The 19,791-nt window shown below is 54.4% G+C and carries 28 protein-coding genes and 1 pseudogene; all 29 read right to left on the reverse strand.

What is annotated here, in order from left to right:
• Positions 1-416 (reverse strand): hypothetical protein (locus ACLJPE_RS20270; RefSeq protein WP_234033729.1); only part of this gene is annotated, 416 nt, incomplete at its 3' end.
• A gap of 3 nt (positions 417-419) precedes the next feature.
• Complete coding sequence (locus ACLJPE_RS20275; protein WP_000383548.1) at positions 420-1,004, reverse strand: YmfQ family protein; 585 nt, start codon at positions 1,002-1,004, stop codon at positions 420-422.
• Positions 995-2,053, reverse strand: coding sequence for a baseplate J/gp47 family protein (locus ACLJPE_RS20280; RefSeq protein WP_022630974.1), 1,059 nt, complete (start codon positions 2,051-2,053; stop codon positions 995-997). Before ACLJPE_RS20280 ends, ACLJPE_RS20275 begins: the two co-directional genes overlap by 10 nt.
• Entirely contained in the window at positions 2,040-2,465 is a 426-nt protein-coding gene (locus ACLJPE_RS20285; RefSeq protein ID WP_000424732.1) for a phage GP46 family protein, read from the reverse strand. Before ACLJPE_RS20285 ends, ACLJPE_RS20280 begins: the two co-directional genes overlap by 14 nt.
• A complete protein-coding gene (locus ACLJPE_RS20290; protein WP_022630975.1) occupies positions 2,465-3,013 on the reverse strand; it encodes a phage baseplate assembly protein V in 549 nt (182 codons plus the stop codon). The genes ACLJPE_RS20285 and ACLJPE_RS20290 overlap by 1 nt, the downstream gene beginning before the upstream one ends.
• Positions 3,013-4,092 (reverse strand): phage baseplate assembly protein, encoded by a 1,080-nt coding sequence (locus tag ACLJPE_RS20295; protein ID WP_000999499.1) that lies wholly within the window; start codon positions 4,090-4,092, stop codon positions 3,013-3,015. The genes ACLJPE_RS20290 and ACLJPE_RS20295 overlap by 1 nt, the downstream gene beginning before the upstream one ends.
• Positions 4,089-5,417, reverse strand: coding sequence for a DNA circularization protein (locus ACLJPE_RS20300; RefSeq protein ID WP_000219913.1), 1,329 nt, complete (start codon positions 5,415-5,417; stop codon positions 4,089-4,091). Before ACLJPE_RS20300 ends, ACLJPE_RS20295 begins: the two co-directional genes overlap by 4 nt.
• 90 nt (positions 5,418-5,507) lie before the next feature.
• Entirely contained in the window at positions 5,508-6,002 is a 495-nt protein-coding gene (locus ACLJPE_RS20305) for a hypothetical protein (RefSeq protein WP_001219112.1), read from the reverse strand.
• Between the two features lie 99 nt (positions 6,003-6,101).
• Positions 6,102-7,934: a phage tail tape measure protein gene (locus tag ACLJPE_RS20310; RefSeq protein ID WP_052896704.1), complete on the reverse strand. Its 1,833-nt coding sequence runs from the start codon at positions 7,932-7,934 to the stop codon at positions 6,102-6,104.
• 141 nt (positions 7,935-8,075) lie between these two features.
• Entirely contained in the window at positions 8,076-8,345 is a 270-nt protein-coding gene (locus ACLJPE_RS20315; protein WP_000661047.1) for a phage tail assembly protein, read from the reverse strand.
• A complete protein-coding gene (locus ACLJPE_RS20320; RefSeq protein ID WP_000090998.1) occupies positions 8,345-8,701 on the reverse strand; it encodes a phage tail tube protein in 357 nt (118 codons plus the stop codon). The genes ACLJPE_RS20315 and ACLJPE_RS20320 overlap by 1 nt, the downstream gene beginning before the upstream one ends.
• Positions 8,701-10,197, reverse strand: coding sequence for a phage tail sheath subtilisin-like domain-containing protein (locus ACLJPE_RS20325; protein WP_022630977.1), 1,497 nt, complete (start codon positions 10,195-10,197; stop codon positions 8,701-8,703). Before ACLJPE_RS20325 ends, ACLJPE_RS20320 begins: the two co-directional genes overlap by 1 nt.
• Positions 10,181-10,351 (reverse strand): DUF2635 domain-containing protein, encoded by a 171-nt coding sequence (locus ACLJPE_RS20330; protein ID WP_000497751.1) that lies wholly within the window; start codon positions 10,349-10,351, stop codon positions 10,181-10,183. Before ACLJPE_RS20330 ends, ACLJPE_RS20325 begins: the two co-directional genes overlap by 17 nt.
• 8 nt (positions 10,352-10,359) lie before the next feature.
• On the reverse strand, positions 10,360-10,920 hold the full coding sequence (locus ACLJPE_RS20335) for a hypothetical protein (protein WP_000779279.1): 561 nt from the start codon (positions 10,918-10,920) through the stop codon (positions 10,360-10,362).
• Complete coding sequence (locus ACLJPE_RS20340) at positions 10,917-11,423, reverse strand: hypothetical protein (protein ID WP_022630978.1); 507 nt, start codon at positions 11,421-11,423, stop codon at positions 10,917-10,919. The genes ACLJPE_RS20335 and ACLJPE_RS20340 overlap by 4 nt, the downstream gene beginning before the upstream one ends.
• A complete protein-coding gene (locus ACLJPE_RS20345; RefSeq protein ID WP_000702388.1) occupies positions 11,398-11,808 on the reverse strand; it encodes a phage head closure protein in 411 nt (136 codons plus the stop codon). The genes ACLJPE_RS20340 and ACLJPE_RS20345 overlap by 26 nt, the downstream gene beginning before the upstream one ends.
• Positions 11,805-12,128: a head-tail connector protein gene (locus ACLJPE_RS20350; RefSeq protein WP_000927719.1), complete on the reverse strand. Its 324-nt coding sequence runs from the start codon at positions 12,126-12,128 to the stop codon at positions 11,805-11,807. Before ACLJPE_RS20350 ends, ACLJPE_RS20345 begins: the two co-directional genes overlap by 4 nt.
• Before the next feature lie 2 nt (positions 12,129-12,130).
• Positions 12,131-12,330: pseudogene (locus tag ACLJPE_RS20355) on the reverse strand (hypothetical protein).
• Between the two features lie 49 nt (positions 12,331-12,379).
• A complete protein-coding gene (locus tag ACLJPE_RS20360) occupies positions 12,380-13,585 on the reverse strand; it encodes a phage major capsid protein (protein ID WP_021567480.1) in 1,206 nt (401 codons plus the stop codon).
• Positions 13,586-13,599: 14 nt separating this feature from the next.
• Positions 13,600-14,250: an HK97 family phage prohead protease gene (locus tag ACLJPE_RS20365; RefSeq protein WP_001193631.1), complete on the reverse strand. Its 651-nt coding sequence runs from the start codon at positions 14,248-14,250 to the stop codon at positions 13,600-13,602.
• Positions 14,228-15,469, reverse strand: a complete 1,242-nt coding sequence (locus ACLJPE_RS20370; RefSeq protein WP_001514795.1) for a phage portal protein — start codon at positions 15,467-15,469, stop codon at positions 14,228-14,230. Before ACLJPE_RS20370 ends, ACLJPE_RS20365 begins: the two co-directional genes overlap by 23 nt.
• Positions 15,469-15,651: a protein YmfR gene (gene ymfR, locus ACLJPE_RS20375; RefSeq protein ID WP_000605606.1), complete on the reverse strand. Its 183-nt coding sequence runs from the start codon at positions 15,649-15,651 to the stop codon at positions 15,469-15,471. Before ymfR ends, ACLJPE_RS20370 begins: the two co-directional genes overlap by 1 nt.
• An 11-nt stretch (positions 15,652-15,662) precedes the next feature.
• A complete protein-coding gene (locus ACLJPE_RS20380) occupies positions 15,663-17,396 on the reverse strand; it encodes a terminase large subunit (protein ID WP_000088161.1) in 1,734 nt (577 codons plus the stop codon).
• Positions 17,397-17,409: 13 nt separating this feature from the next.
• On the reverse strand, positions 17,410-17,895 hold the full coding sequence (locus ACLJPE_RS20385) for a phage terminase small subunit P27 family (RefSeq protein ID WP_000929174.1): 486 nt from the start codon (positions 17,893-17,895) through the stop codon (positions 17,410-17,412).
• 125 nt (positions 17,896-18,020) lie between these two features.
• Positions 18,021-18,371, reverse strand: coding sequence for an HNH endonuclease (locus ACLJPE_RS20390; RefSeq protein WP_032172868.1), 351 nt, complete (start codon positions 18,369-18,371; stop codon positions 18,021-18,023).
• A gap of 26 nt (positions 18,372-18,397) precedes the next feature.
• Positions 18,398-18,670 (reverse strand): hypothetical protein, encoded by a 273-nt coding sequence (locus ACLJPE_RS20395; protein WP_063048012.1) that lies wholly within the window; start codon positions 18,668-18,670, stop codon positions 18,398-18,400.
• Entirely contained in the window at positions 18,555-18,947 is a 393-nt protein-coding gene (locus ACLJPE_RS20400) for a DUF2570 domain-containing protein (RefSeq protein ID WP_024249233.1), read from the reverse strand. Before ACLJPE_RS20400 ends, ACLJPE_RS20395 begins: the two co-directional genes overlap by 116 nt.
• On the reverse strand, positions 18,931-19,407 hold the full coding sequence (locus tag ACLJPE_RS20405) for a glycoside hydrolase family 104 protein (protein WP_016244989.1): 477 nt from the start codon (positions 19,405-19,407) through the stop codon (positions 18,931-18,933). Before ACLJPE_RS20405 ends, ACLJPE_RS20400 begins: the two co-directional genes overlap by 17 nt.
• 3 nt (positions 19,408-19,410) lie before the next feature.
• The gene (locus ACLJPE_RS20410; protein ID WP_001120502.1) at positions 19,411-19,746 is read right to left on the reverse strand and encodes a phage holin, lambda family; all 336 of its coding nucleotides are present in this window, start codon (positions 19,744-19,746) and stop codon (positions 19,411-19,413) included.
• Positions 19,747-19,791: the final 45 nt, after the last annotated feature.

The following is a 19,791-nucleotide window of genomic DNA, read 5'->3' on the forward strand; positions in this document are numbered from 1 at the left end:
TTTGTTGGATTGAGGGTTTCTTTTAAACCGATATTTTGTACAAACCGCGGCTTGTCAGGAATGTCTGCACCGTTCTGTGATTTTTGTAACGCATCGGCGGCACGATTTATCGTTTCTTCTAAACCAAGGTTTTCGAGAGCCGTTTTCACCGTGCCGTCCGATTTGATATCGCCAAACGGATTCTTGCGGCTTAACAGCAGCGCACGAAGCGCGGTAAGCAGCTGGTCGTGCCGCCCCTTCTCCAGGCTGGCACCGGATGCCTCCACCACGCTGCAAAGCTCCTCCTGCAACATGTCAAAGTAGTCATCATCCAGATCGGTGGCAGGCGTTCCGGTCTGGGGGTTACCACGGGTAAAACCGTTCTTACCCGCGCCGAACTTATCCTTCTGCGCGGTTTTCGTGTCTATACGATGCATGGATTACTCCGGATATTTAAAAATTACGTAGGTATGCGAAGGGCAGAGTTTGTTAAGCACGCACTCGACAACGGTGTCGCCCCAGATACGCAGTGCGGAATCACAGGGATCGCCACATGTCATCCAGGTGGTGTTGGTGGCGGCTGGCATGTTGACCTGCCAGTAATACCGCCATTCCGGCGCATTCACCGCGTCAGTACAGGCCGATGAGCAGGTGAACGTACTTTTATCGTATCGCGTGATAGTGGCGTCTGGTCTGCCCAGGGCAGCAAGCTGTGCAAGGTAAAAATCCTCATTGATGCCGCCCGCCAGATTAACCTTCGCATCCAGCCGTTGCTGACGCTGGCGAAGGGTCTGTGTCCCTGCGGGAATACATTCATCCGGCAGACCGCACAGACGCTCCCAGCGGTTTATCAGTTCAGTGGTGGTGCGCGGATCCAACTCCCGCATCAGGGCATCCGCACGCTGATGAACACGGGTTAATGACGGTGCCGCACCTGCAATCGCCGGATCGCTGGCTGACCACGCCGGACCGGGCGGCAGCAGTGCCGACAACAGACGGATGTAATCATCGTTTGTCACGTCCATGAAATCGTCCCCAGAACCGCCAGTTCATTTTTTGCAATGGAGATATTGTCTGCCGGTGCAAGCAACTGATGGCTGTATTCCCCGTTCGCACCGGAAATCGCCTCACTGATACGCGATACCTTCAGTTCTCCCTGCGGATAACCATCACGCAGCAGGAACGAACGCAACTCCGCGGTGATGACAGCCCGTATTTCCGGTGTGTCCGGCGTCACACGGATATGAAAATCCACCGTATGTGCCACCGGCCTGAACACATACAAATCAGAGCCTGCCACCGGGGCCAGTGGCTCGATATGTTGTCTTGCCGCCGTTTCCGTTGATTCTTCCGGAATGGGATTAATCAGGTCACTGCTGGCAATCATCACACCGACAGTTCCCGTTCCCATCCAGTGACGGTATGTCCATGCGCGGGTAATGCCGGGCACTTCTTTAGCCCAGACGACATAGTCCCCGTCAGCCCCGCCCTGAGGCGTCCAGTAATACCGCTCAATGACGCGGGCGCGCCACGTTTCCAGCTCTTCAGTATCAAATCCGCCTGTCAGGGTGTCAGCCACACCGGAAGACGGCAGACCATTCACCGGCGTGACCAGGATTAATGCCGTACCGTCGTCAGCGTTACCGACCGCACCTGCACTTGAGCAGGCGATCGGCACGCGCAGGACACCACCAGAGCTGGTTGCATCGGCAGTTGCCGTGTACTGAACCAGGTCATCGCGCTGAATAACACTCCCGGCAGTCACCTTCAGGCCATCGCTGACACCTTCCCAGCGCATATACCCGCTGGCAGCCGTGGCCTCCTTGCGCGGACACCGTTTCATCGCAGCATGTCGCGCCAGCCAGGACTCATCGCACAGGTCAGGCAGCATGTTCATTGCCAGATAATCGATGTAACCGTAAACCGTATGCAGCGCCGCCGCATACACCTTTGCCCGCACGTCTTCATCCATGCGCCGGAGCGTGTCGCTGACGTCCAGCCTGGCGAATAAATCGTTACGGAGCATACTGATATTTTCTGCCAGCGTCGGGCGCTGAAATTCACTGTCCGCCATGCGTTATCGCACTCCACAGATCATCAAAAGAAATCATTACCGGTCCGTCACGACGCCAGAGAGTGATACTGTTACCCAGTTCATTAATCCCGGTGCGGCGGATATCCAGATCAATACGGGACACCACGCCGTCATCAATCATCCATTGCAGGCATTCGCGGATATACCCCCTTACCGTCTGCACCAGCTGATTGGTCAGTTTGCTGCGCTGAAGCAGCCACAGTCGGGAGCCGTAACGGTCATTCTGTACCGCAGGCCAGGTATCCCCCCACCATCCCATCGGGACGTCGGCATTATCATCAGGCTCCGCCCGCCGCCAGGTGAACAGGGAAATCACCACGGCGCGGGTCAGCGGATCCAGCGGTGCGCTGGCGCAGGTGCGTTTACCGTTCACCGTCAGCCACAGTTCCATCATGCCTCCATCGCTTTATCCGGTTTGTCGGTGTTACTGCCCTGACCGTTCTCTCTGTGACGATGGCCGTTATAGGCAAGCCGCATCGCTGACATGGTGGTGCCGCCGGAATCGCACAGGTCTTTCACCTGTCCGGTCACTTCCAGGTCCATTTCAAAACGCGCTTTAGGTGAATTGCGAAACGTGATCGTTTTACCTGCACCGTCCACCACGAGCCCCTCCCGGGTCAGCGTCACGGACTGCCCCTGATCGTCATAGACAGCCACCTCACCCGTCTGCAGCCCTTTCAGGCGGTAGCGCCGGTCCGACACCGTAACAACCACCGCATGAGAACGGTCGCCATCCGGAAACAACACCACCGCTTCCGCACCGCTGTTTGCCCTTGAGGTAAAACCGTAGGGTTCAAGATGTTCAACCCCGGCTTTGGGTTCACCGGCAATCAGGGACACATCCACGGTCTGACATTTCGTGGCGGCACTGATGCTTTTCACCACGGCCCGCCCAATCAGGCCGAGGAGTTGTCGCTGCATGGCTTCAATCGTCCTCATCAGAACGGGTCCTCCTGTACTCTGGCTTTTTTCTTTTTCCGCGCGCCGGGGGCTTCGGGTTCAGGCAGATAAGCATCAGGTGGGCCGACACGGATTTCCGTCAGGGTGCCGTTCTGGTCCTGAGTAAACGTGACTTCCGAAACAAGCAGTTCGGTATTGTCGAAACCACAGACCGGATCAAAGACAATCACCCGCTGGTTGGGCTGCCACAGCGTACCGTTACCCTGTCGCCAGCCCTGCACCACATAGGTGGTTTCATCCGTCCGCGCCGCCCGTTGTCGGGCTTCAAAGTCCGCACGGGCAATACAGCCTGCCCCCGTAGCCTGCCCTGTCTGCCTGATATACATCGGACGGTAACGGGCAATAAATGCGTCCTCTGTGCGGGCCCGCAGCGCGGTGGTGGTGGCCTCACCGAAATCATCGTCGTTTCCGGCACGCTGCCCCGCCACCTGGTAAACAGAAAACCGCTCCCGGATACTCTTCTCCGTATCGCAGGAAAGGATGTTTTCCCCGAGTACCAGCGCAGTATGTGCCCGCGTTGAGCCAATACCGCCAATCACCAGCCTGCCGTGCGGGTCGTCGTAAGCCAGTGCCTGCTGCTGACCGAGTATTTTGTTGATTACCTCAATCACCGTTTCACCGTGATCAGGCTGGACATCAGGAATAACACCCGACGGCGCACCGTTGTTCACCACCTCAATGCCGAAAGGCGCAGCAAGCGCCTGCGCAATCTGTACCAGCGATCGTCCATTAAACTGTGTCGGTTCGGCTGCACAGTCAATCAGGTCAGCGGTCAGACTGCGTCCGGCAATACCGGTGCTGACCGAACGGGCATCGTAACGAACGGGCGTCGCCTCCACCCAGCCGGTGATCACCAGCTCATCACCAATCAGCACCTCCACTTTTGAACCGTTTTTAATGCGCGGCTGAAGCGTGGTGATACCCTCATCTCCCGGCCACTGGCGGGTGATCTCCACACTGAAATCCCGCGCCAGCCGTTCAATACCGGCACCGATGCGCACCGATGTCCAGCCATTCCACTCCCGGCCATTTACCCGTAGCGTGACATTGTCGTTCATTGCACTGGCACCTTCAGAGGGATCACCGGCACAAAGCCGGGATGCGTAATGGCATTACGCCGGATAATGTCCGCGTCACGCGCCGCGTTATCAAACCAGGTCGCCGCCAGCACCAGCGCGGGTAAAACCTCATCCGGTGTGCGCTGAATGATCCGTGCAGACTGTTCAAGGCGCGTGTTGATATCCGCATTCAGATCTGCTTTCACCCGGCGCAGCGCCAGAAACAGCGCATCGCTGGTTGTACGGGACAACTCCTTATCAATTGCCGTATTCAGTGTGTCGCGAATGTCAGTCAGTTCTTCCCACGTCGGCAGGTCAACCGTGTTTTTCACCGCCGGTGCATTGTTCAGTGCCGGATGCGTGACGGAAGGCCAGCCAGTGCTCTGCGCGGGTGTTGTTGCCTGCCCCACTGCGGAATTCTGCATCACCGCGGAAGTTGTTGGCGCAGGCAATCGGGTGACGGCATACGCCGCTTCGCTGATTGCGGTCGTACGAAGGGTGCTGGCAACCACGTTACGCTGCTGCGTCGCCGTGGCGGTGGTTTTACTGTCCGTTTTCCAGACGCCGCGCGGTTGCAGATCGCTGCCGAGGCTGACACCGGAAAGCGTTTTGATCATGGTGACCAGGTCGCTGGCGTTACCATAAAGGCGTTTCCCGGTACGCCACATTTTCTGCACCTGCTCAACGAAATTTTTGCCTGACGATGGCGGCGGCAGAAGTACCGAGATATCCCCCTGCAACAGCCTGGCGGCATCCGATACGGCAGAATCCACCACTTTCATCGCATCAGAAACATACCCCAGCATTATGCTGGCATTACCGATAACGTCGTTCTGCACGAAATCCGCCACACCATCGATACTGAAACCGCTGAAGCTGTCACTGATGCAGTCATCCAGTGCAGAACAGGATGACATCAGCGTCTGCGCCGTCGCCGCACCTGATGTGGGGTAAGAGAGTTCTCCTGCTTCGACAAACTTCAGGTCAAAGCGGACAATACGCCCTTCACTTTTCGATGTGCTGACCCGAACTTCCCCGTCAACACAGACTTTCAGCTCACCATATGTCGGGTGGACAAGCGTGCCGGGACCGGGTTTATTCAGCGCGTCAATCAGGCGATCGCGCTGGTCAAAGCAGTCATCTCCCACCACATAAGCTGTGATGGACGGGCGGAAAGTGACTTTTCCCAGATCTTCGGTATAGGGCTTGTCGCGGTTCGGATATTCGTGTGTTTCCACACGGCGACCGGTTCCCGCACTTTCTTCTTCAACCTTAAACGGTACGCCGCGAAATGACGCATCCTGAAGCCTGTCTTTCCACGTCATATAAACTCCGGATACAAAAAACCCGCCAAATCTGCTTTGTCAGTTATTTACATCGCAGAAGATGTGGCGGGAACCTAATATTTTTAATTACTATCTGAGTTGAACATCAATGGAATAAATATCACCACTCTTTATAAATTTAGAATCTGTCCTTTCATCAAAAGATTCAAATGACTGTACCTTTAAAAACTTTTTCATTTTATTTTCAAAAATACTTTCATTAACACCAGTTAAATACTTGAACGCTCTACCAGCAAGGACCTCATTACTTAAATCCATTGTGTTTTTATTGTCTTTGAAAAACCAAACAATAACCTTTTGTGGGCATGATGGATTATAAACAGATATATAAAACTGCGGCTCATATTTTTCATCAGCGTCATCACTAAGCATTTCTTCAGAAGATAATTCTCTTCTGAATTCATATTGCCGCTTAGTTATTCCTTCGTCCTTTATTATCTCTTGCTTAACTGGTGCAATACCTATAGAAGAGATTAATTCTGACTCATTAAAGCTGAACTTACACTCTTCCGCAGCCAAGTTAAAAGATAAAAGTGCAGATATAAAAAAAACAAAGATACGCATAATCATCCCTTCAATCATTTGTAAGGAATGATTATATTAACTACTTAAAGCTGAAAACCCAAATTATGCCAGACAAAAACACATTAATCATTTTGTACACTACCTGAACCGCGTATAGCCAACATCATGGCTGACATCAAAACCGCTGGATCGCGTTTCCATAACCCGCATACCCGGAGGCGAATTCACAAAAGATACCTTGATCTCACCATCAACTTTTGGCACAGAAGCTTTGTTAATCATGAAGGGATTCGAGCCTGTGGCATCGGAGGCGTTGTTTGACTGAGCCGGATCCACCGCCGGATAAGGTGTGTATCCCCGCGCCGGTATTCCCGTCCCATAAGCATCATAAGCACCCGCGCCCCACTGCGCAGAGTTAATGGCATCGACCGTGTCACCGAAACTGTCGGTAAACCACTCAATAATTGGCTTCAGCTTGTCCCACATATCCTGAAACCACTTAACAACCGGTCCCCAGTTATTGATCACCATCCCCAGCGGCGACCAGGCAAAAACCTTCTTCAGAAGTTCCCAACCTGCCTCAAAATAAGGACCAATGGTTTCCCAGAGCTTCTTGAAATAAGGTCCGACAACATCCCAGTTAGTGATAATTAATCCCGCAGCCAGAGCAATCGCCGTCGCAATCATGCCAATCGGCGTCATCGACATAATCCTGCTGACAATACTGATGGCACTGCCCACGCCCATCAATCCCAGTTTCAGAATCGCAAGACCGGCAGCAAGCCCGACGACGCCGCGAATAACCCGGGGATTTTCATCCGCAAACTTCGTGAATTTCTCCCCCAACTCCCCCAGCCATTGTGTGATATTTTTAGCGTCACCAGAAAATGCGCCGCCAATAGCCGCAAGGCCGTTAGTTGCGGTCCCTGTCATTGCCTCCCACAGGTTGGACAGCGTACCAAGCTGTGCCTGAACACGTTTATTCAGGCTGGCCTGTTTATTCATCTTCTGCTGGATCTGATCGTAGCCATCCTTTCCTTTATCGATTAGTGCATTGACCACCTGAAGGGTTTCGGCATCATCACCAAATATTGCCTTAAGTACATCTGTTCGCTTAACGTCGGTCAGTTTTCGCAGCTTTGCCAGTTGCCTGAACATGTTATCAAGACCGCCAAAACTTCCTTTGCCGTCAGTAAAATCGAGCTGTACCCCGAGTTTCTGGCGGGCCATAACTTTATTAACGTCCCTGATTTTCTTAACGCTTAATCCGGACTGGATAACTTTTCGCAGGGCATTACCTGCCGACTCCCCGTTCATCCCCATCTGATCCATCATGACGCTGATGGGGGCAAGGCTCTGTGCAGCCTGAAGACCATCCTTGTTCACCATCTTCAGAACAGAACTGGTTTTAGTGAAGAAGGACAACATGTTGGTATCGTCAACGCCCAGATAAAACGCCTTCTGGATAGTGTCGAACAGCCCCATCATGTCTTCTGACGCCGTTCCGGTAGCATCCTGCATCTTTGCAGCAAACTCAGCAGCCGCTTCCGGTGTTTTTTTCAGTTGTACCGCAAGATAAGCTGTCGCTTTACCCACACCACCCAGAATGTTTTCTGCCGGGATCCCCTGACGCACCAGCATCTGCATCATGTTCTGGAAATCAGCCGTTGTACCAGGTAGCTGGTTACCCAGGCCAATAGCCAGTTTATTGATGTCCTGAAAGCTCTTTCCAACCTCGCCGTTCGCATCCATCATGGCGACTTTCAGCCCGGTGGCGGCGTTTTCCTGATCGGCATAAGATTTCAGGGAAAGCGTCAGACCCGCTGCCAATCCGCCCCCAAGCGCCAGCCCACCCTGTGACGCTTCTTCCGCCTGGCGTTTAAATCCCCGGATTTTCTTTTGCATTTTCGACAGCGCGGGAGAAAGCCTGTCGACACCGGTGATCAACGCCTTAAGCTCAAATTCAGCCATGTGTGCGTTTCTCCTGCTCTATCCTGTTTGCCTGACTGACCAGCAAGGGAATTTCACTGATCGGCATACTCAGCAATTCGAAGGGATTAATGCGCCAGTAGCTGGCGCAGTCAAAGAAGCGATCAGTGAGGTATTCAGCCGTCAGGCCTGGAGGAAAAAACCAGCCACAAGCCACGCCGCTGCATTCAGGTCTGCCGGAGACATCTGGTCGACAGAGCTTTGCGGCACTTTCGCCAGCCGCACAATGTATTTCGACACCACATGCGCCAGAAGTCTGACGGACTCATCCTGATTCATCTGGTAGGGATACCCCAGCTCGCGGACATCCTTCCCGGTGGGTTCATCAAACTCCAGTACGGAGAGTGTCTCACCATGAGCGATAATCGGTTTCTTTAACTCAAGCTCTTTCATTACTGGTAATCCCCTTCTTCACCGTGGAACTCAAGATCAACCGTGCCTTCTTCGGCATTATGGTTCGCTTCTCCGTGCAGCCAGGCGGACGACAATACATAGACCTGACCGTTCGCCAGCTCGGCAGTGATGGTCATCTCATCAGACGAGGTGATTTTGCTCACCGGAAAATTCTTCGGCACCTTGAAGGTCCCTTTGACATAAGGCGCACGGTGAGTTTCCTTGCGGTCCACTGAACCGTCCAGGCCGATGATGTCATCATTGACCGTCCTGTTCATGGGCACCTCAATGCCGCCGGTCAGCGATAGCTGCTGACCGTCAATTTTGAAATAACAGGTTCCCCCGATACGGGCCATTATGCAGACTCCTCTGAATACTGAAGACGGAACTGGTTAACCACGGCAAAAACACGCAACTGGTTAACATAGTCAGGCGGGAACAGCGTGTTCAGGCGGTTCGGATCGCTGGCATCACGCTCCACAACCAGGTACTGCTTAAACAGTTCGTAGTTTTCCACGATCCCCGCACGCTCAAGCTGACGGTAGGTTGCCAGCAGTTCCCCTTTGATTACCGCCGGGGTGACAATCGCCTGACCGGGACCAAAGCGGGTACCGTCGCTGGCAAGCTTGTGACGCCCGTACTTACTGGTAATGACGGATTTCAGTTTGCGCAGTACATACGCACTGGTATGCAGCGTCTCGCTGTCGAGGTAGCTGTTATCCGCAACCCCGTAAGCATTTTTCCTGTACGTGGTGACATCACGCTGAATGCGCAGCACCCCGCTTTCGACATACGCCGTTGCCACGCCATGAGACAGCAGGGTCTGCTGCTCGGTCATCGTGAACCGTTTCCCCTTCGGCGCAGGCAGCATACCCACCAGCTCACCGGTCTGCGTGGGACGTGCCGGATCGTTGCGGATAAACACCGCTGCGCGGGCGGTACGGCTTGCCGCCAGCTCGTCGGCAGGCGTCTGGGTGTCTTTTTCGTACCCCGCCAGGGTAATGTGCTGCTGGTTAAACTGGTCACCTGCGGTCACCAGTTCTGACAGCGTGCCGGTCTTTGCCGTATACACATGACCATACAGCTGACGCGCATAGCTCCAGCGACCGCTGGTATCGTTCATCTCGGTCACCAGCGTGTTAACGGAGGCCGTGTCGTTGAACGGCAGGCCAATATAATCAAACGGCTCATCCGCCATTGCAGCCACCGCGCCGGTGAGAACCGGAGCACCCGTTCCGGCGGTACCCGTCGCCACGGCAATCTGTACGCCCGCTGGCAGCACTTCGCCCCCACCAAAGCCGTAGTAATTGAGGCTGACAGGAATTTCATTCCCGCAAAGCCCCTTATGACGCGCGGTCAGTGTGACCACGCCTGCCGAAGATGAAGCCGTAAACGGCAGGGTCGGAACGGCATTGATGGCATCCTGGATACTGCTGGCAATCATCGTGACGTTATCGCCGTTAGTCACCGGTGCCTGCACGCGGGTACGTCCCACATACACATTCACCGTGCCGGTTTCGGTTGCCGCCCCGGTCACCGTCAGCGTAACCGTTGCCGCCGCGCCTGTGGATTCAGGAACGGCAATCACATACAGCTCGCCAAACGGGTCAGTCTGGCGATAAGCCTCGACCATACGCGCCAGCTGACTTCCCGCACCACAAATCTGGCGTGCATAGTCTGCCGACGGCATCAGTACCAGACTGTTGGCAACAATCTCTGCACCGTTATTGGCATGACCAATCAGCAGCGATGCTCCGCTGTCCTGTGCAGTATTCGCCGCCTGGTTATCCATTTCCGCATAAAACAACGGAACCAGCGTATTCGACGGAATGGTGTTAAAGCTTATCGTCATCGGTATTCACCTTTTTATTCACGCGCCGGATATCACCAGCTGCTTCACGGCGCAGCCAGTAGTTGTTCTCGTCAACATTTCGCCCTTCGGCGGGCAAAAGGTCGCCGCGGGCAGGATCAGGAACTGACCGCCCTTTAACAGGTTTGACAAACATGAGGATCCTCAGGAAGGAAGAGTTATTTCGGTGTGATGTTCGATATCGCCGTCAGGCCCGTTACCGGGCTCGAGATAATCAACATCAATCGCCAGCGTTTGCAGTTCATCCAGACTGTTCAGATCATCCTGCTGGCGGGTATCGTCTTCAGTCAGCTCGCTGATGACCGAAAAATCGAACTGATAAATCAGCTCATGACGATTCAGATCCAGCAGCGTGCCGCCGTCATAGGTAATCGGGTTACCGCACGCCTCCGGGTTCCAGCCCAGCAGAGCCTTAAAGAGCATCTGCCGGACATCGTCCACCACATCATACGAGGCAAACTGACCGCGCTCATCACGCCCGTTACTCAGTATGACAACCACGGAGAAACCCTCTTTCAGCTCCTGCCAGTAGTCGGTCTGGCTTTTGTTTTCTCCCGGAGAATCATCACCCGGTACCACATATGCCGCCGGGAGCTTCAGCTTTCCGACCTCCGGCAGATTTTTGAACTGGGCCGCGCCTGCAACCCGGTTTTCAAAATACGGACAGCGGGCACGCAGTGCAGCAATAACAGGCGTCAGTTTCATCTGTGTCGTCGCTCCGGCTTCAGTGATTTACGCAATTCCCGCGCCAGAAAATAGCGTGTCCAGCTGCGGTTCTTTTCAAGCGTTTCCACCATGAAGTTATTACGTGGAGCAAGTCGCCAGCCGCTGCCACCGGATGCACCACGATGATGGCTGCGACGACGCTTTTCCCCTCGCCTCACGCCATAGAACAAAAAAGCCGGATAAAAATCACCGGTGATACGGCGGTTTCCCTCTCCATTACGCTGGTTAGGGGCTATACGTGCCATAAAACCAGGGCGATGTTTACTGGCTCTGGGTACCATGTAACCAATCGAACGAGCCAGGCGTCCGGTCTGATAACCGGGGTTTTCACCCGGTGCCGACCGCGCACGGCGCATCACCAGCCGACGGGCATCACGCATATGACGCTGACCAATCGTGACAAACGCCCGCCGGACACGGGCGCGGTTAAAGCGCATCTCCGCGGGCTGCTGAAAATCAACGTGCAAAAAGGAAGTCGTCATTGTTGCCTCCGTGACTCTGCCTACATTCGCCCAGCTCCGTACACTCCAGCAGCAGAAAGCGCCGCGCCCCGTTCAGATCGCGCTGACGTTTCACCCGGTACACACTGTCACCGCAGACCACCTCATAATCAGCGGTGATCCCCCGGCGGTAACGAATGGTGATGTAATGGGTGATGGCGTCCCCGGTCTGCGCGGTTTCCTGCCAGGTGGTGGCACTGGTCTGGATAACCTTCGCCCATGTCCGGAACGTAACCGGGTATTGAGGCTCCACGCCAAAGTTATCCGCGGGCATATCCACCCGCAGGCGGATCAGGACGCGTTTATTCAGTTCACCGGGGTCCGGCAGAATGTAGGTTGCGCTGGTCTGCGCCTGACGAATTTTCATTGCGGAAAGTACCTGTACGGGCCGACAAGCCAGCCAAAACTCTGCGGCATGTCGAGTTTCTCCACTTCCGTAACCGACGAGCGGTTTTCGTAAAAATGGCTGATAAGCATCAGCATCCCCAGACGAATATCATCCGGCAGGTGCAGCCCGTCCGGATCGCTGTCCGGAATGGTTTCATCCGGTGCATAGAGCTTCCGGTTCAGATACGTTTCCGTCCGCTTTTGTGCCGCACATGCCAGCAGTTGCAGATGGCGGTCATCAGTATCGAAATCCTCATCCAGCCGGAGTTGGGCTTTAATCTCTTCCATTGTCAGAAGCATACTCAGCCCTCTTTACTGGTCGTGGCTTTTTCTCTTTTGCCGCTTTACTGCTTTTTGCACTGATTCCGCGCTCTGCTAACCCGGCCTGAAGTGCAATCTCCTGCACCCGGGCAGGAAGCGCCCCGTCGTCATACTCACCGGCCTGAATGACCTCAACACGCATACCGTCCGGTGACCATTTCAGATCTTGTTTCAGGATCATGATTCTTCACCCGTCAGAACAGGGGGCGCGGTTCCGCGCCCCTGAGTGATTACGCCGCTGCAATCTTCAGCAGTTTGATGGCCTGCGAATCGACCAGCATCCCGCCGGTGCGCTTGGTGGTATAAAAACCGACAAACGGTTTATTGGTGTACGGGTCACGCAGAATGCGGGTGCCGATACGGTCAACGATGGTGTAACCCCGTTTGAAGTTACCAAATGCAATGGCTTTCGCATCAGCGGCGATATCCGGCATCTGTTCGTTTTCAGCGATACCGTAACCCGCCAGAGAGGACGGCTGCCCCAGTTCCAGCCCCGGACGCCACAGATAGTTACCCTCGGTGTCTTTCAGCAGACGGATGGCAAACAGGCTGTTGTTGTTCATCATGAACTTCGCGCCAGTGCGGTGTGCCTTACGCAGCGTGTAAATCAGTTTGATAATGGCGTCTGCGGTCACCGCGGTCGCTTCGCCGGATACAATATGCTGAAGTTTGCCGAACGCCCGGACCTTGTCGGTTTCATCAGTGGATTCATACGCCAGGAACCCTTTCGGCTTCTTGGTGCCATCGCCTGAGGTAAAGGCAATTTCTTCCTGTTCGGCAAATTCGGTTGCCAGCTCGCTGTTGATCCAGGCCTCCACGTTGAAGAAGGCATCGTCCAGCATTTTCTGGGTGGCCTGCGGGTTGCCGTAGATTTCCCCCATGAGAGGTTCAATCAGCTCCAGTCTGGAGGTGGCAGTCTGGGATCGCGTATCCGTTTCCCCCACCCATCCGGAAGCCGTGCCGCCCAGATTCACCAGTTTTTTGTAGTCGGAACCGCCAACGGTGATCACCGTGGCTTCCTGGCGCATCACCACTTCATCTTTCAGCAGGGTGAGAATGTTGCGATCCAGCGCTTCCGGCACGGCATAGCCACCGTCTTCATCGGTGCCCACCTGCAATGCCTTACGCTCCAGATCGCGCAGACCATCTTCACGGCCTTTACGCAAAAAGCCCACAAACGCTTCTTTATGCTCGGTGGCCAGTTTATTTTGCGCGCCACCTGCCGGACGTTTCAGCTCAAGCAGCTCTTTTTCAAGATCGCTTTTGAGATTTTCCAGCTCGCTGAGTTTCCCGTTCAGAGTTTCCACCTGCCCGGCAAGCTTGCCTTTTTCCTGCTCAATCGCATCCACGCGCTTGTCGTTCTTTGCTTTGAAGTCGTCAAACTTCTGCTGCAGCTCCTGCGCGACCTGTTCGACATCTTTAATATCTACCGCCATCGTATTTCTCCTGATTAGAAGTTCAGATTTTTCAGTGCATTCAGTGCAGAGCCCACATCCTCAGCGTCGCGCAGGGACAGTGCGCCATAGCCCCCGGCCATGAATGCTTTGGCCTGGGTACGGGAGAGTCCGACATCACGCAGGACTCTTTCGATTTTTTTCTGTTCGGGGATTTCCCCGCGGGCCAGTGCGTTCTTGACGTCGCTGATCCGCGCCTCGTCGTTAGACGGGAACGTCACCAGGCTGACTTCCCAGAGGTCGATTTCTTTCAGCAGAAAGGCTTCTTTGCTCCGGTCGTATTCCCAGTCTTTCAGGACGTACCCAATAGAAAGGCCGGTTAACGAACCGGCCTTCATGTGTGCATGTGCGCGTTTTGCGAGGGGATCATCATCAATAAGCAACCGTCCCCTGACGTAAAGCCCGACATCGTCTTCCTTCATTTCGGTGTAAACACCGATGGGTTCATCCATGCGGTGCTGCCAGAGCAGCGCAGGTAACGCTTTTCTGTCACTCCACGCCCGCAGGGAAGCAGCAAATGCCCCGGACATCACCACATCATCGTGGCTGTCCTTTACACCAAAGACGGAGCCATACCCTTCAAACTCACCGGAGTCACTGACAGATTTCAGACTCAGCGGTACATCAAGACGTTGTTTCGTCTGCATTGGCGTTATCCTTCTGCTTACCGGCTTTACTGCCATCGGAGGGTTTCGTGGTCATGTTCATCGGTGTGAGATAGACATCACCACCGGGACGCGGATTCATATCTTCCAGGTCGCGGCAGTCATTGGGAGAGTAAATTCCCCAGTTGATCCCGGTGGCGTAGGCTTCAAAACGGGACTTCATATCCCCGCGCAGTAACGCCCCGGCGTTAAATTTGGCGTAATAAACGCCCTGCTTACTTTTTCGTACCAGTCCGGTGTTGATCCGCTGTTCGATGCGGGTCAGATACGGCACCAGTGAATAGTTGATAAATCCCAGCCCCAGCTCTTCGATATTATTGAAGGTGGCGCGATCGGTGTTCTGCACCATGTGCAACGGCACCCGGAACAGACGACAGATTTCTTCAAGCTGAAACTTGCGGGTTTCCAGGAACTGGCTGTCCTCGGCGTTCAGCGCCATCGACTTCCAGTCCAGCCCCATCTCAAGGATCATCGGGCGGTGAGCATTGCCAAGCCCGGTGTGACGCTCCTCAAAATCTTTCTTCAGGCGCTCATAAGCCTGATCCGACAGCGTCTGCTCTGTACGCAAAACACCCGATGTCACCGCGCCATTGCTGAACAGTCTGGCCCCGTGCTCTTCGGTCGCTGCCGCCAGCGATATTGCCTCGCGGGCATAGGCGATGGGATTCAGCCCCACCAGTCCGTCCAGCGTCAGCGTACGCACATGCCAGATATCCTCCTGGCTCAGTACATCCGTGGAGCCATCCGGGAATGTGACCTGATAGACCGGTTCCCAGCTACTGTTAAGCTTCGGTACCACACTGCCGGGATCGACGGGCAGCAGTTCAGCCACTTCGCCAAATGCTTTCACTTTGTAGGCGTAAAAGTTTCCCCTCAGGCACAGACAGGTGACCACCAGCTCCCAGAACTCCTGCGGCGTCATATAGCCATTGGGATGCGTGGAGATCAGTTTATGCAGACGTTCGCCGGTGGCTCTCTGCTTCAGGCTGCCGTTCAGGTGATACAGATTGCAGGGCAACATCCCGACCGACTCTGCCAGCACTCTGACGCAGGAAAAAACCGCCGTCAGTCGCATGGCCCGCTGACTGCTGATCTGCTTTCCGGTATAGGTGTCATACGACAGCCCGATGGCATCCGCCAGCTCTGCTGGCGTGGTCACCGGTGCGTCACTTTTTCGTTGAAATAATCCCGAAAAGAACACTATTTACCTCCGCCGACAGACGACTGTGTACGGTCGAGATATCGCGCCACCAGCCACGACCAGAACAGGCACAGCGCCCCGGCAACAACAAAACCCGCCGGGGGATAAATCAGCCAGGCACCATACGCCAGCAAAAGCGCACCCAGCACGCCCACCAGAGGCGCGAGAATCAGCATGATCATAATTACCTCAGTTAAAGCGAGCGGATCCCATAGGACTCAATGTGGTCAGACAGCGTGTCTTCTTTCTCGTACAGCATGGCTCTGCCAACCGCCATAATCAGCGCAACTGCACCATCGATTTTGTTTTCCGCCTGCTCTTTGACGGGCTTCACTAAATCATCGTTACCTGGCATGTTTTTGCCGACCACATTGCCGATACACCAGGTCATGATGGGATTGCCGTCATGATGAAAGCGTCCCGATTCAATCGCTGCCTCCAGCTCTTTCATCGGGTCGGACATATTGGCGAAGTTCTGGACGATAGTAACGGGATTCAGGTCTTCATCAGCAAGGTCATGTGACAGCCCGGTCGCTCCAAAAGGGTCGATGGGTGACTCACTGACCGGGCTGATTTTGTTCGCCGCTTTGGCCTCTTCGAGGATGTAGCGATAATCCACCTCTGCACCATCGGTAACGGTCAGAACGCCCATTTCCACCCATTTCTGAAAGCGTTCGGCTGTCCGGCGATCTTCATTTTTCTCGACGCTGTACACCGTGTCATACGGTACCCAGAAACGCGGGGCCACACTGTAGTAATGCGTTTTACCGTCAATCTCGCGGGTATAAAGTCGCGCCATGCTGTTCATATCCAGCTTACGCGCCAGGTCAAAGGCCAGAATGCACGGCTGCCCCTCGAACTGCTCAAGAGTCAGTGATTTATCCTCGCAGCTCTGCCAGCTCACCAGGTTGAAATACGCCGAACGCGCCGACACCCAGATATTGAGGTGTTTTGTTTTAAAGACGTTTGCCAGACGGGCATTATTTTTCGCACGCTGCTGCTGACTTAACAAAAATTCGCGATAAACCGACACGCCAATATTTGGATTGGCTTTTTCCAGCACCTGCGGGTCGGTCCAGTCGTCACCTTCATCAACGGTATAGATGATCCCGAACAGTTCATCGTTAGGCACCGAGCCGTTGAGCATCTCGATGACTTCCCGCCGTTTGTCGTAGCACGGCCCCTCAATGTTGTACCCGGCGGTGGTGATGGCCCACATCAGTGGCTGACGTCGCGCCCCCATCCCGGTAAGCATTGTGGTATAAAGCGCATCGGTGGCATGCTCGTGATATTCATCCACCACGGCACAGTGGGGTGATGAACCATCACCTGGGTTGCCGATCAGCGGTTCAAACCGCGCGCCATCCTCCGGACGGTTCATGTTTGAGGCGTTAACCTCAATCCCGAACGCTTCTGTCAGCATGGGTGTGCGTTTACACATCAGTCGCGCCGGGCGAAAGACTTCCCACGCCTGTTTCTCTGTCGTGGCACCGGAATACACTTCCGCGCCAAACTCGTTATCACAGGCAAAACAATACAGGGCAACACCGGCAGAGATTGCTGATTTGCCGTTCTTACGGGGGATTTCGGTGTACACCTCCCGGAAGCGGCGCAACCGGGTGCCTTTATTGACCCAGCCAAACGCACAGCAGATCACAAATAGCTGCCACGGCTCCAGCGTGATGGGCATCCGTTTGAATGCCCACTCCCCCTTGGTGTGCGGCAACAGCTGAATAAATTTCGCGGCCCGTTCAGCCAGGTCCTTGTCGAAGCGGTAACGAAACGACTTACTTTTTTCCGCCATCAGGTCATCAAGATGGCGCTGGCAGGCCTGAATCACAAACTGGCAGGCAACAATCTTTCCGCGCACGACATCCCGGGCATACTGATTGGCTGCATTTACGTTGGGGTAAGATTTCCGGCTCATGATTCGATGATTTTCAGATTGTCAGAAACGGGTTAGTGGCTTTCTTCTTCCCCGCCAGGCCAATCAGACGCTGGCGGCTGCTGGGGTCGAGTCCGAGCATTGCCCCCGTGCTGCTCATCTCGGACTCCTGTTCTTTTTTGGCGGTCAGCTCCGGATTTTTGACCATGCCGCCCATTGCACCGGTGATGGTGTTGCCCTGTCTGGCAATATTTTTCACGGCACGTCGCCAGAATTCATAGGCCACACACCACCGCTCAAGTACCGCCAGGTCAGTCACGCACAGCAGGCCCTGACCGCAGAGTTCTTTGGTTGTCAGTTGCCACATGATCGTGGCGAGAGGGAGATCTTCTTCAGCGAACCACTCCGGTGGCTCAACACCTTTGATGGGCGTAAAAACAGGTTCATCTTTATTCAGGGCTCGCTTGCCGGGGTTTCCGGCCAGCGCCTTGCGCGCCGTTGGCTTGGGGCGACGCCCGGAACGCCCCGCCGTTCCAGCCATATGCGGCACTCCTGGTTAAATTTCATTTTTCGCGGGTATAAAAAAACGATGGGGCGGGCAGTCCGGAAGACGTCAGGTCACAGAGATTTGACCCGCCCCTCCCCTCAGACAGTTGAGAGTTATTATCACTTAAGCCGTTCACGGGCCGTCTTCGCCTTATGACACGGCCAGCACAGACTCTGCAGATTACTGTCGGCATCAGTGCCGCCATGTGCTTTAGGGATGATGTGGTCAACGGTTTTCGCTTCACGCGCCACACCGGCACGCAGACATAACTGACACAGGCCTTTGTCACGTTGCAGCACACGCACACGGATAACATCCCACTTAGAACCATAACCGCGCTGATGACGGGATTGTCCTGACTTGTATTGCTTCCAGCCTTCGCTTTTGTGGCTTTCGCAGTAGCCTGACGGGTCTGTCGTGGTATTACGGCAGCCGCGAACGCGGCAGGCTTTTGGAGTTCGAGGGGGCATAAATATATTCCTGTTCTTTGTCCGGACTATTTGCCTGCTGCCAGCAAAGCGTTACGGCGCATCTCGATACTTCGAATCCCCGCTTTGTCAATATTGCATTGTCCCAACGCCGAAAGCAGGCTCACATTCAGATCCAGACTGGCCCCATAGGTCAGCGGCTCGGGAATGACTGGCTGGGGAGTTTCAGTAGTCAGGCTTGCTGGCAACGGTACCGCCGGAATCGGTACGTAAACTGTTCGCGTACTTCCGCAACCGGTCAGCAGCGGCAGCAGGCACAGGACGTGAAGCACAATCATCATCCGCAACAGCCACTTTGATATCTTCCTGGGTTCTCTGTGACTCCAGTGTGATCTGCTGTTTTGCATGCTGGTTAGCCTCCAGAACTGTATTGACGATTTGCAGTGATTGCAGGACGTTATTGGTAATGACAGTTGCCGATTTGGCATTTTGTACAGCCTCATCAGCACGTTTCTTTTCGTGCTGATATTTGCTGTAGTAGTGGTTGGCAGACCAGATGAAAGAACCGATGACAGTAAAGAAGAATGCAGCGATAACCAGCTTATAGCTCAACTTCATTTACCACCCCACCAGCCTCTTTAAACCGGGAAATCAGATCACTGATTTTATGTTCATACTGACCATAACCTGCACCAGGTAACGACGCCCAGATATTGCTGCAACGATCGATAGCCTGACGGATATCACCGCGATCAATCATCGGTAAAGCGCCACGCTCCTTAATCTGCTGCAATGCCACAGCGTCCTGGCTTTTCGGAGAGAAGTCTTTCAGGCCAAGCTGCTTACGATAGGCATCCCACCAACGGGAAAGAAGCTGGTAACGTCCGGCGGCTGTTGATTTGAGTTTTGGGTTTAGCGTGACAAGTTTGCGAGGGTGATCGGAGTAATCAGTGAACAGTTCGCCACCAACAATAACATCATAACCGTGGTTACGTGTCGGTTGTCGCCCGTTATCCGTTCCTTCTGACCATGCCACCATATCCAGGAAAGCTTTACGCTGGGAATTTAGTGCCTGCATAAATTACTCCTTCGAGCTACCAAATTTGTTACCGATTACTCGCATTGCAGCCCCACGAATAGCATCGACACCGATCAGCCCCACGCCACCACCAATGGCAACAGAAAGCGATTTAGGCCATCCGACATATTCAAGAGCGGATGCAAAGGTCAGCGTCAGAGCGCCACAGAGCAAAATCTCGAGCGTTTTTCGCTTCCAGCCACCACCACCGCCAAAATAGGCGATGCGCAAACCAGCCATAACGATCGACATAATCACTGCACCCAGCGGTGTGTCTCCACGCCACCAGCTCTGAAACAACTCCAGCCAGTCCGGCCAGGTATTTGGGTTATGAGGCATTTCGTCATCTCTCACCTCGCGATATTTGCGGGTGCTGTGTTGGAA

Source organism: Salmonella sp. SAL04196, assembly GCF_046550835.1.
In the GTDB taxonomy this organism is placed as follows: domain Bacteria; phylum Pseudomonadota; class Gammaproteobacteria; order Enterobacterales; family Enterobacteriaceae; genus Salmonella; species Salmonella enterica.

Coding starts and splice junctions, on each gene's coding strand:
- ACLJPE_RS20305 (WP_001219112.1), bottom strand. CDS start 6,002: ATGCGTATCTTTGTTTTTTTTATATCTGCACTTTTATCTTTTAACTTG.
- ACLJPE_RS20330 (WP_000497751.1), bottom strand. CDS start 10,351: ATGTTTGTCAAACCTGTTAAAGGGCGGTCAGTTCCTGATCCTGCCCGC.
- ACLJPE_RS20365 (WP_001193631.1), bottom strand. CDS start 14,250: ATGCAGACGAAACAACGTCTTGATGTACCGCTGAGTCTGAAATCTGTC.
- ACLJPE_RS20405 (WP_016244989.1), bottom strand. CDS start 19,407: ATGCAGGCACTAAATTCCCAGCGTAAAGCTTTCCTGGATATGGTGGCA.
- ACLJPE_RS20300 (WP_000219913.1), bottom strand. CDS start 5,417: ATGACGTGGAAAGACAGGCTTCAGGATGCGTCATTTCGCGGCGTACCG.
- ACLJPE_RS20340 (WP_022630978.1), bottom strand. CDS start 11,423: ATGACGACTTCCTTTTTGCACGTTGATTTTCAGCAGCCCGCGGAGATG.
- ACLJPE_RS20335 (WP_000779279.1), bottom strand. CDS start 10,920: ATGAAACTGACGCCTGTTATTGCTGCACTGCGTGCCCGCTGTCCGTAT.
- ymfR (WP_000605606.1), bottom strand. CDS start 15,651: ATGATCATGCTGATTCTCGCGCCTCTGGTGGGCGTGCTGGGTGCGCTT.
- ACLJPE_RS20290 (WP_022630975.1), bottom strand. CDS start 3,013: ATGAGGACGATTGAAGCCATGCAGCGACAACTCCTCGGCCTGATTGGG.
- ACLJPE_RS20285 (WP_000424732.1), bottom strand. CDS start 2,465: ATGGAACTGTGGCTGACGGTGAACGGTAAACGCACCTGCGCCAGCGCA.
- ACLJPE_RS20410 (WP_001120502.1), bottom strand. CDS start 19,746: ATGCCTCATAACCCAAATACCTGGCCGGACTGGCTGGAGTTGTTTCAG.
- ACLJPE_RS20295 (WP_000999499.1), bottom strand. CDS start 4,092: ATGAACGACAATGTCACGCTACGGGTAAATGGCCGGGAGTGGAATGGC.
- ACLJPE_RS20400 (WP_024249233.1), bottom strand. CDS start 18,947: ATGAAGTTGAGCTATAAGCTGGTTATCGCTGCATTCTTCTTTACTGTC.
- ACLJPE_RS20360 (WP_021567480.1), bottom strand. CDS start 13,585: ATGGCGGTAGATATTAAAGATGTCGAACAGGTCGCGCAGGAGCTGCAG.
- ACLJPE_RS20395 (WP_063048012.1), bottom strand. CDS start 18,670: ATGATGATTGTGCTTCACGTCCTGTGCCTGCTGCCGCTGCTGACCGGT.
- ACLJPE_RS20280 (WP_022630974.1), bottom strand. CDS start 2,053: ATGGCGGACAGTGAATTTCAGCGCCCGACGCTGGCAGAAAATATCAGT.
- ACLJPE_RS20390 (WP_032172868.1), bottom strand. CDS start 18,371: ATGCCCCCTCGAACTCCAAAAGCCTGCCGCGTTCGCGGCTGCCGTAAT.
- ACLJPE_RS20345 (WP_000702388.1), bottom strand. CDS start 11,808: ATGAAAATTCGTCAGGCGCAGACCAGCGCAACCTACATTCTGCCGGAC.
- ACLJPE_RS20385 (WP_000929174.1), bottom strand. CDS start 17,895: ATGGCTGGAACGGCGGGGCGTTCCGGGCGTCGCCCCAAGCCAACGGCG.
- ACLJPE_RS20325 (WP_022630977.1), bottom strand. CDS start 10,197: ATGACGATAAGCTTTAACACCATTCCGTCGAATACGCTGGTTCCGTTG.
- ACLJPE_RS20320 (WP_000090998.1), bottom strand. CDS start 8,701: ATGGCCCGTATCGGGGGAACCTGTTATTTCAAAATTGACGGTCAGCAG.
- ACLJPE_RS20350 (WP_000927719.1), bottom strand. CDS start 12,128: ATGCTTCTGACAATGGAAGAGATTAAAGCCCAACTCCGGCTGGATGAG.
- ACLJPE_RS20275 (WP_000383548.1), bottom strand. CDS start 1,004: ATGGACGTGACAAACGATGATTACATCCGTCTGTTGTCGGCACTGCTG.
- ACLJPE_RS20310 (WP_052896704.1), bottom strand. CDS start 7,934: ATGGCTGAATTTGAGCTTAAGGCGTTGATCACCGGTGTCGACAGGCTT.
- ACLJPE_RS20315 (WP_000661047.1), bottom strand. CDS start 8,345: ATGAAAGAGCTTGAGTTAAAGAAACCGATTATCGCTCATGGTGAGACA.
- ACLJPE_RS20380 (WP_000088161.1), bottom strand. CDS start 17,396: ATGAGCCGGAAATCTTACCCCAACGTAAATGCAGCCAATCAGTATGCC.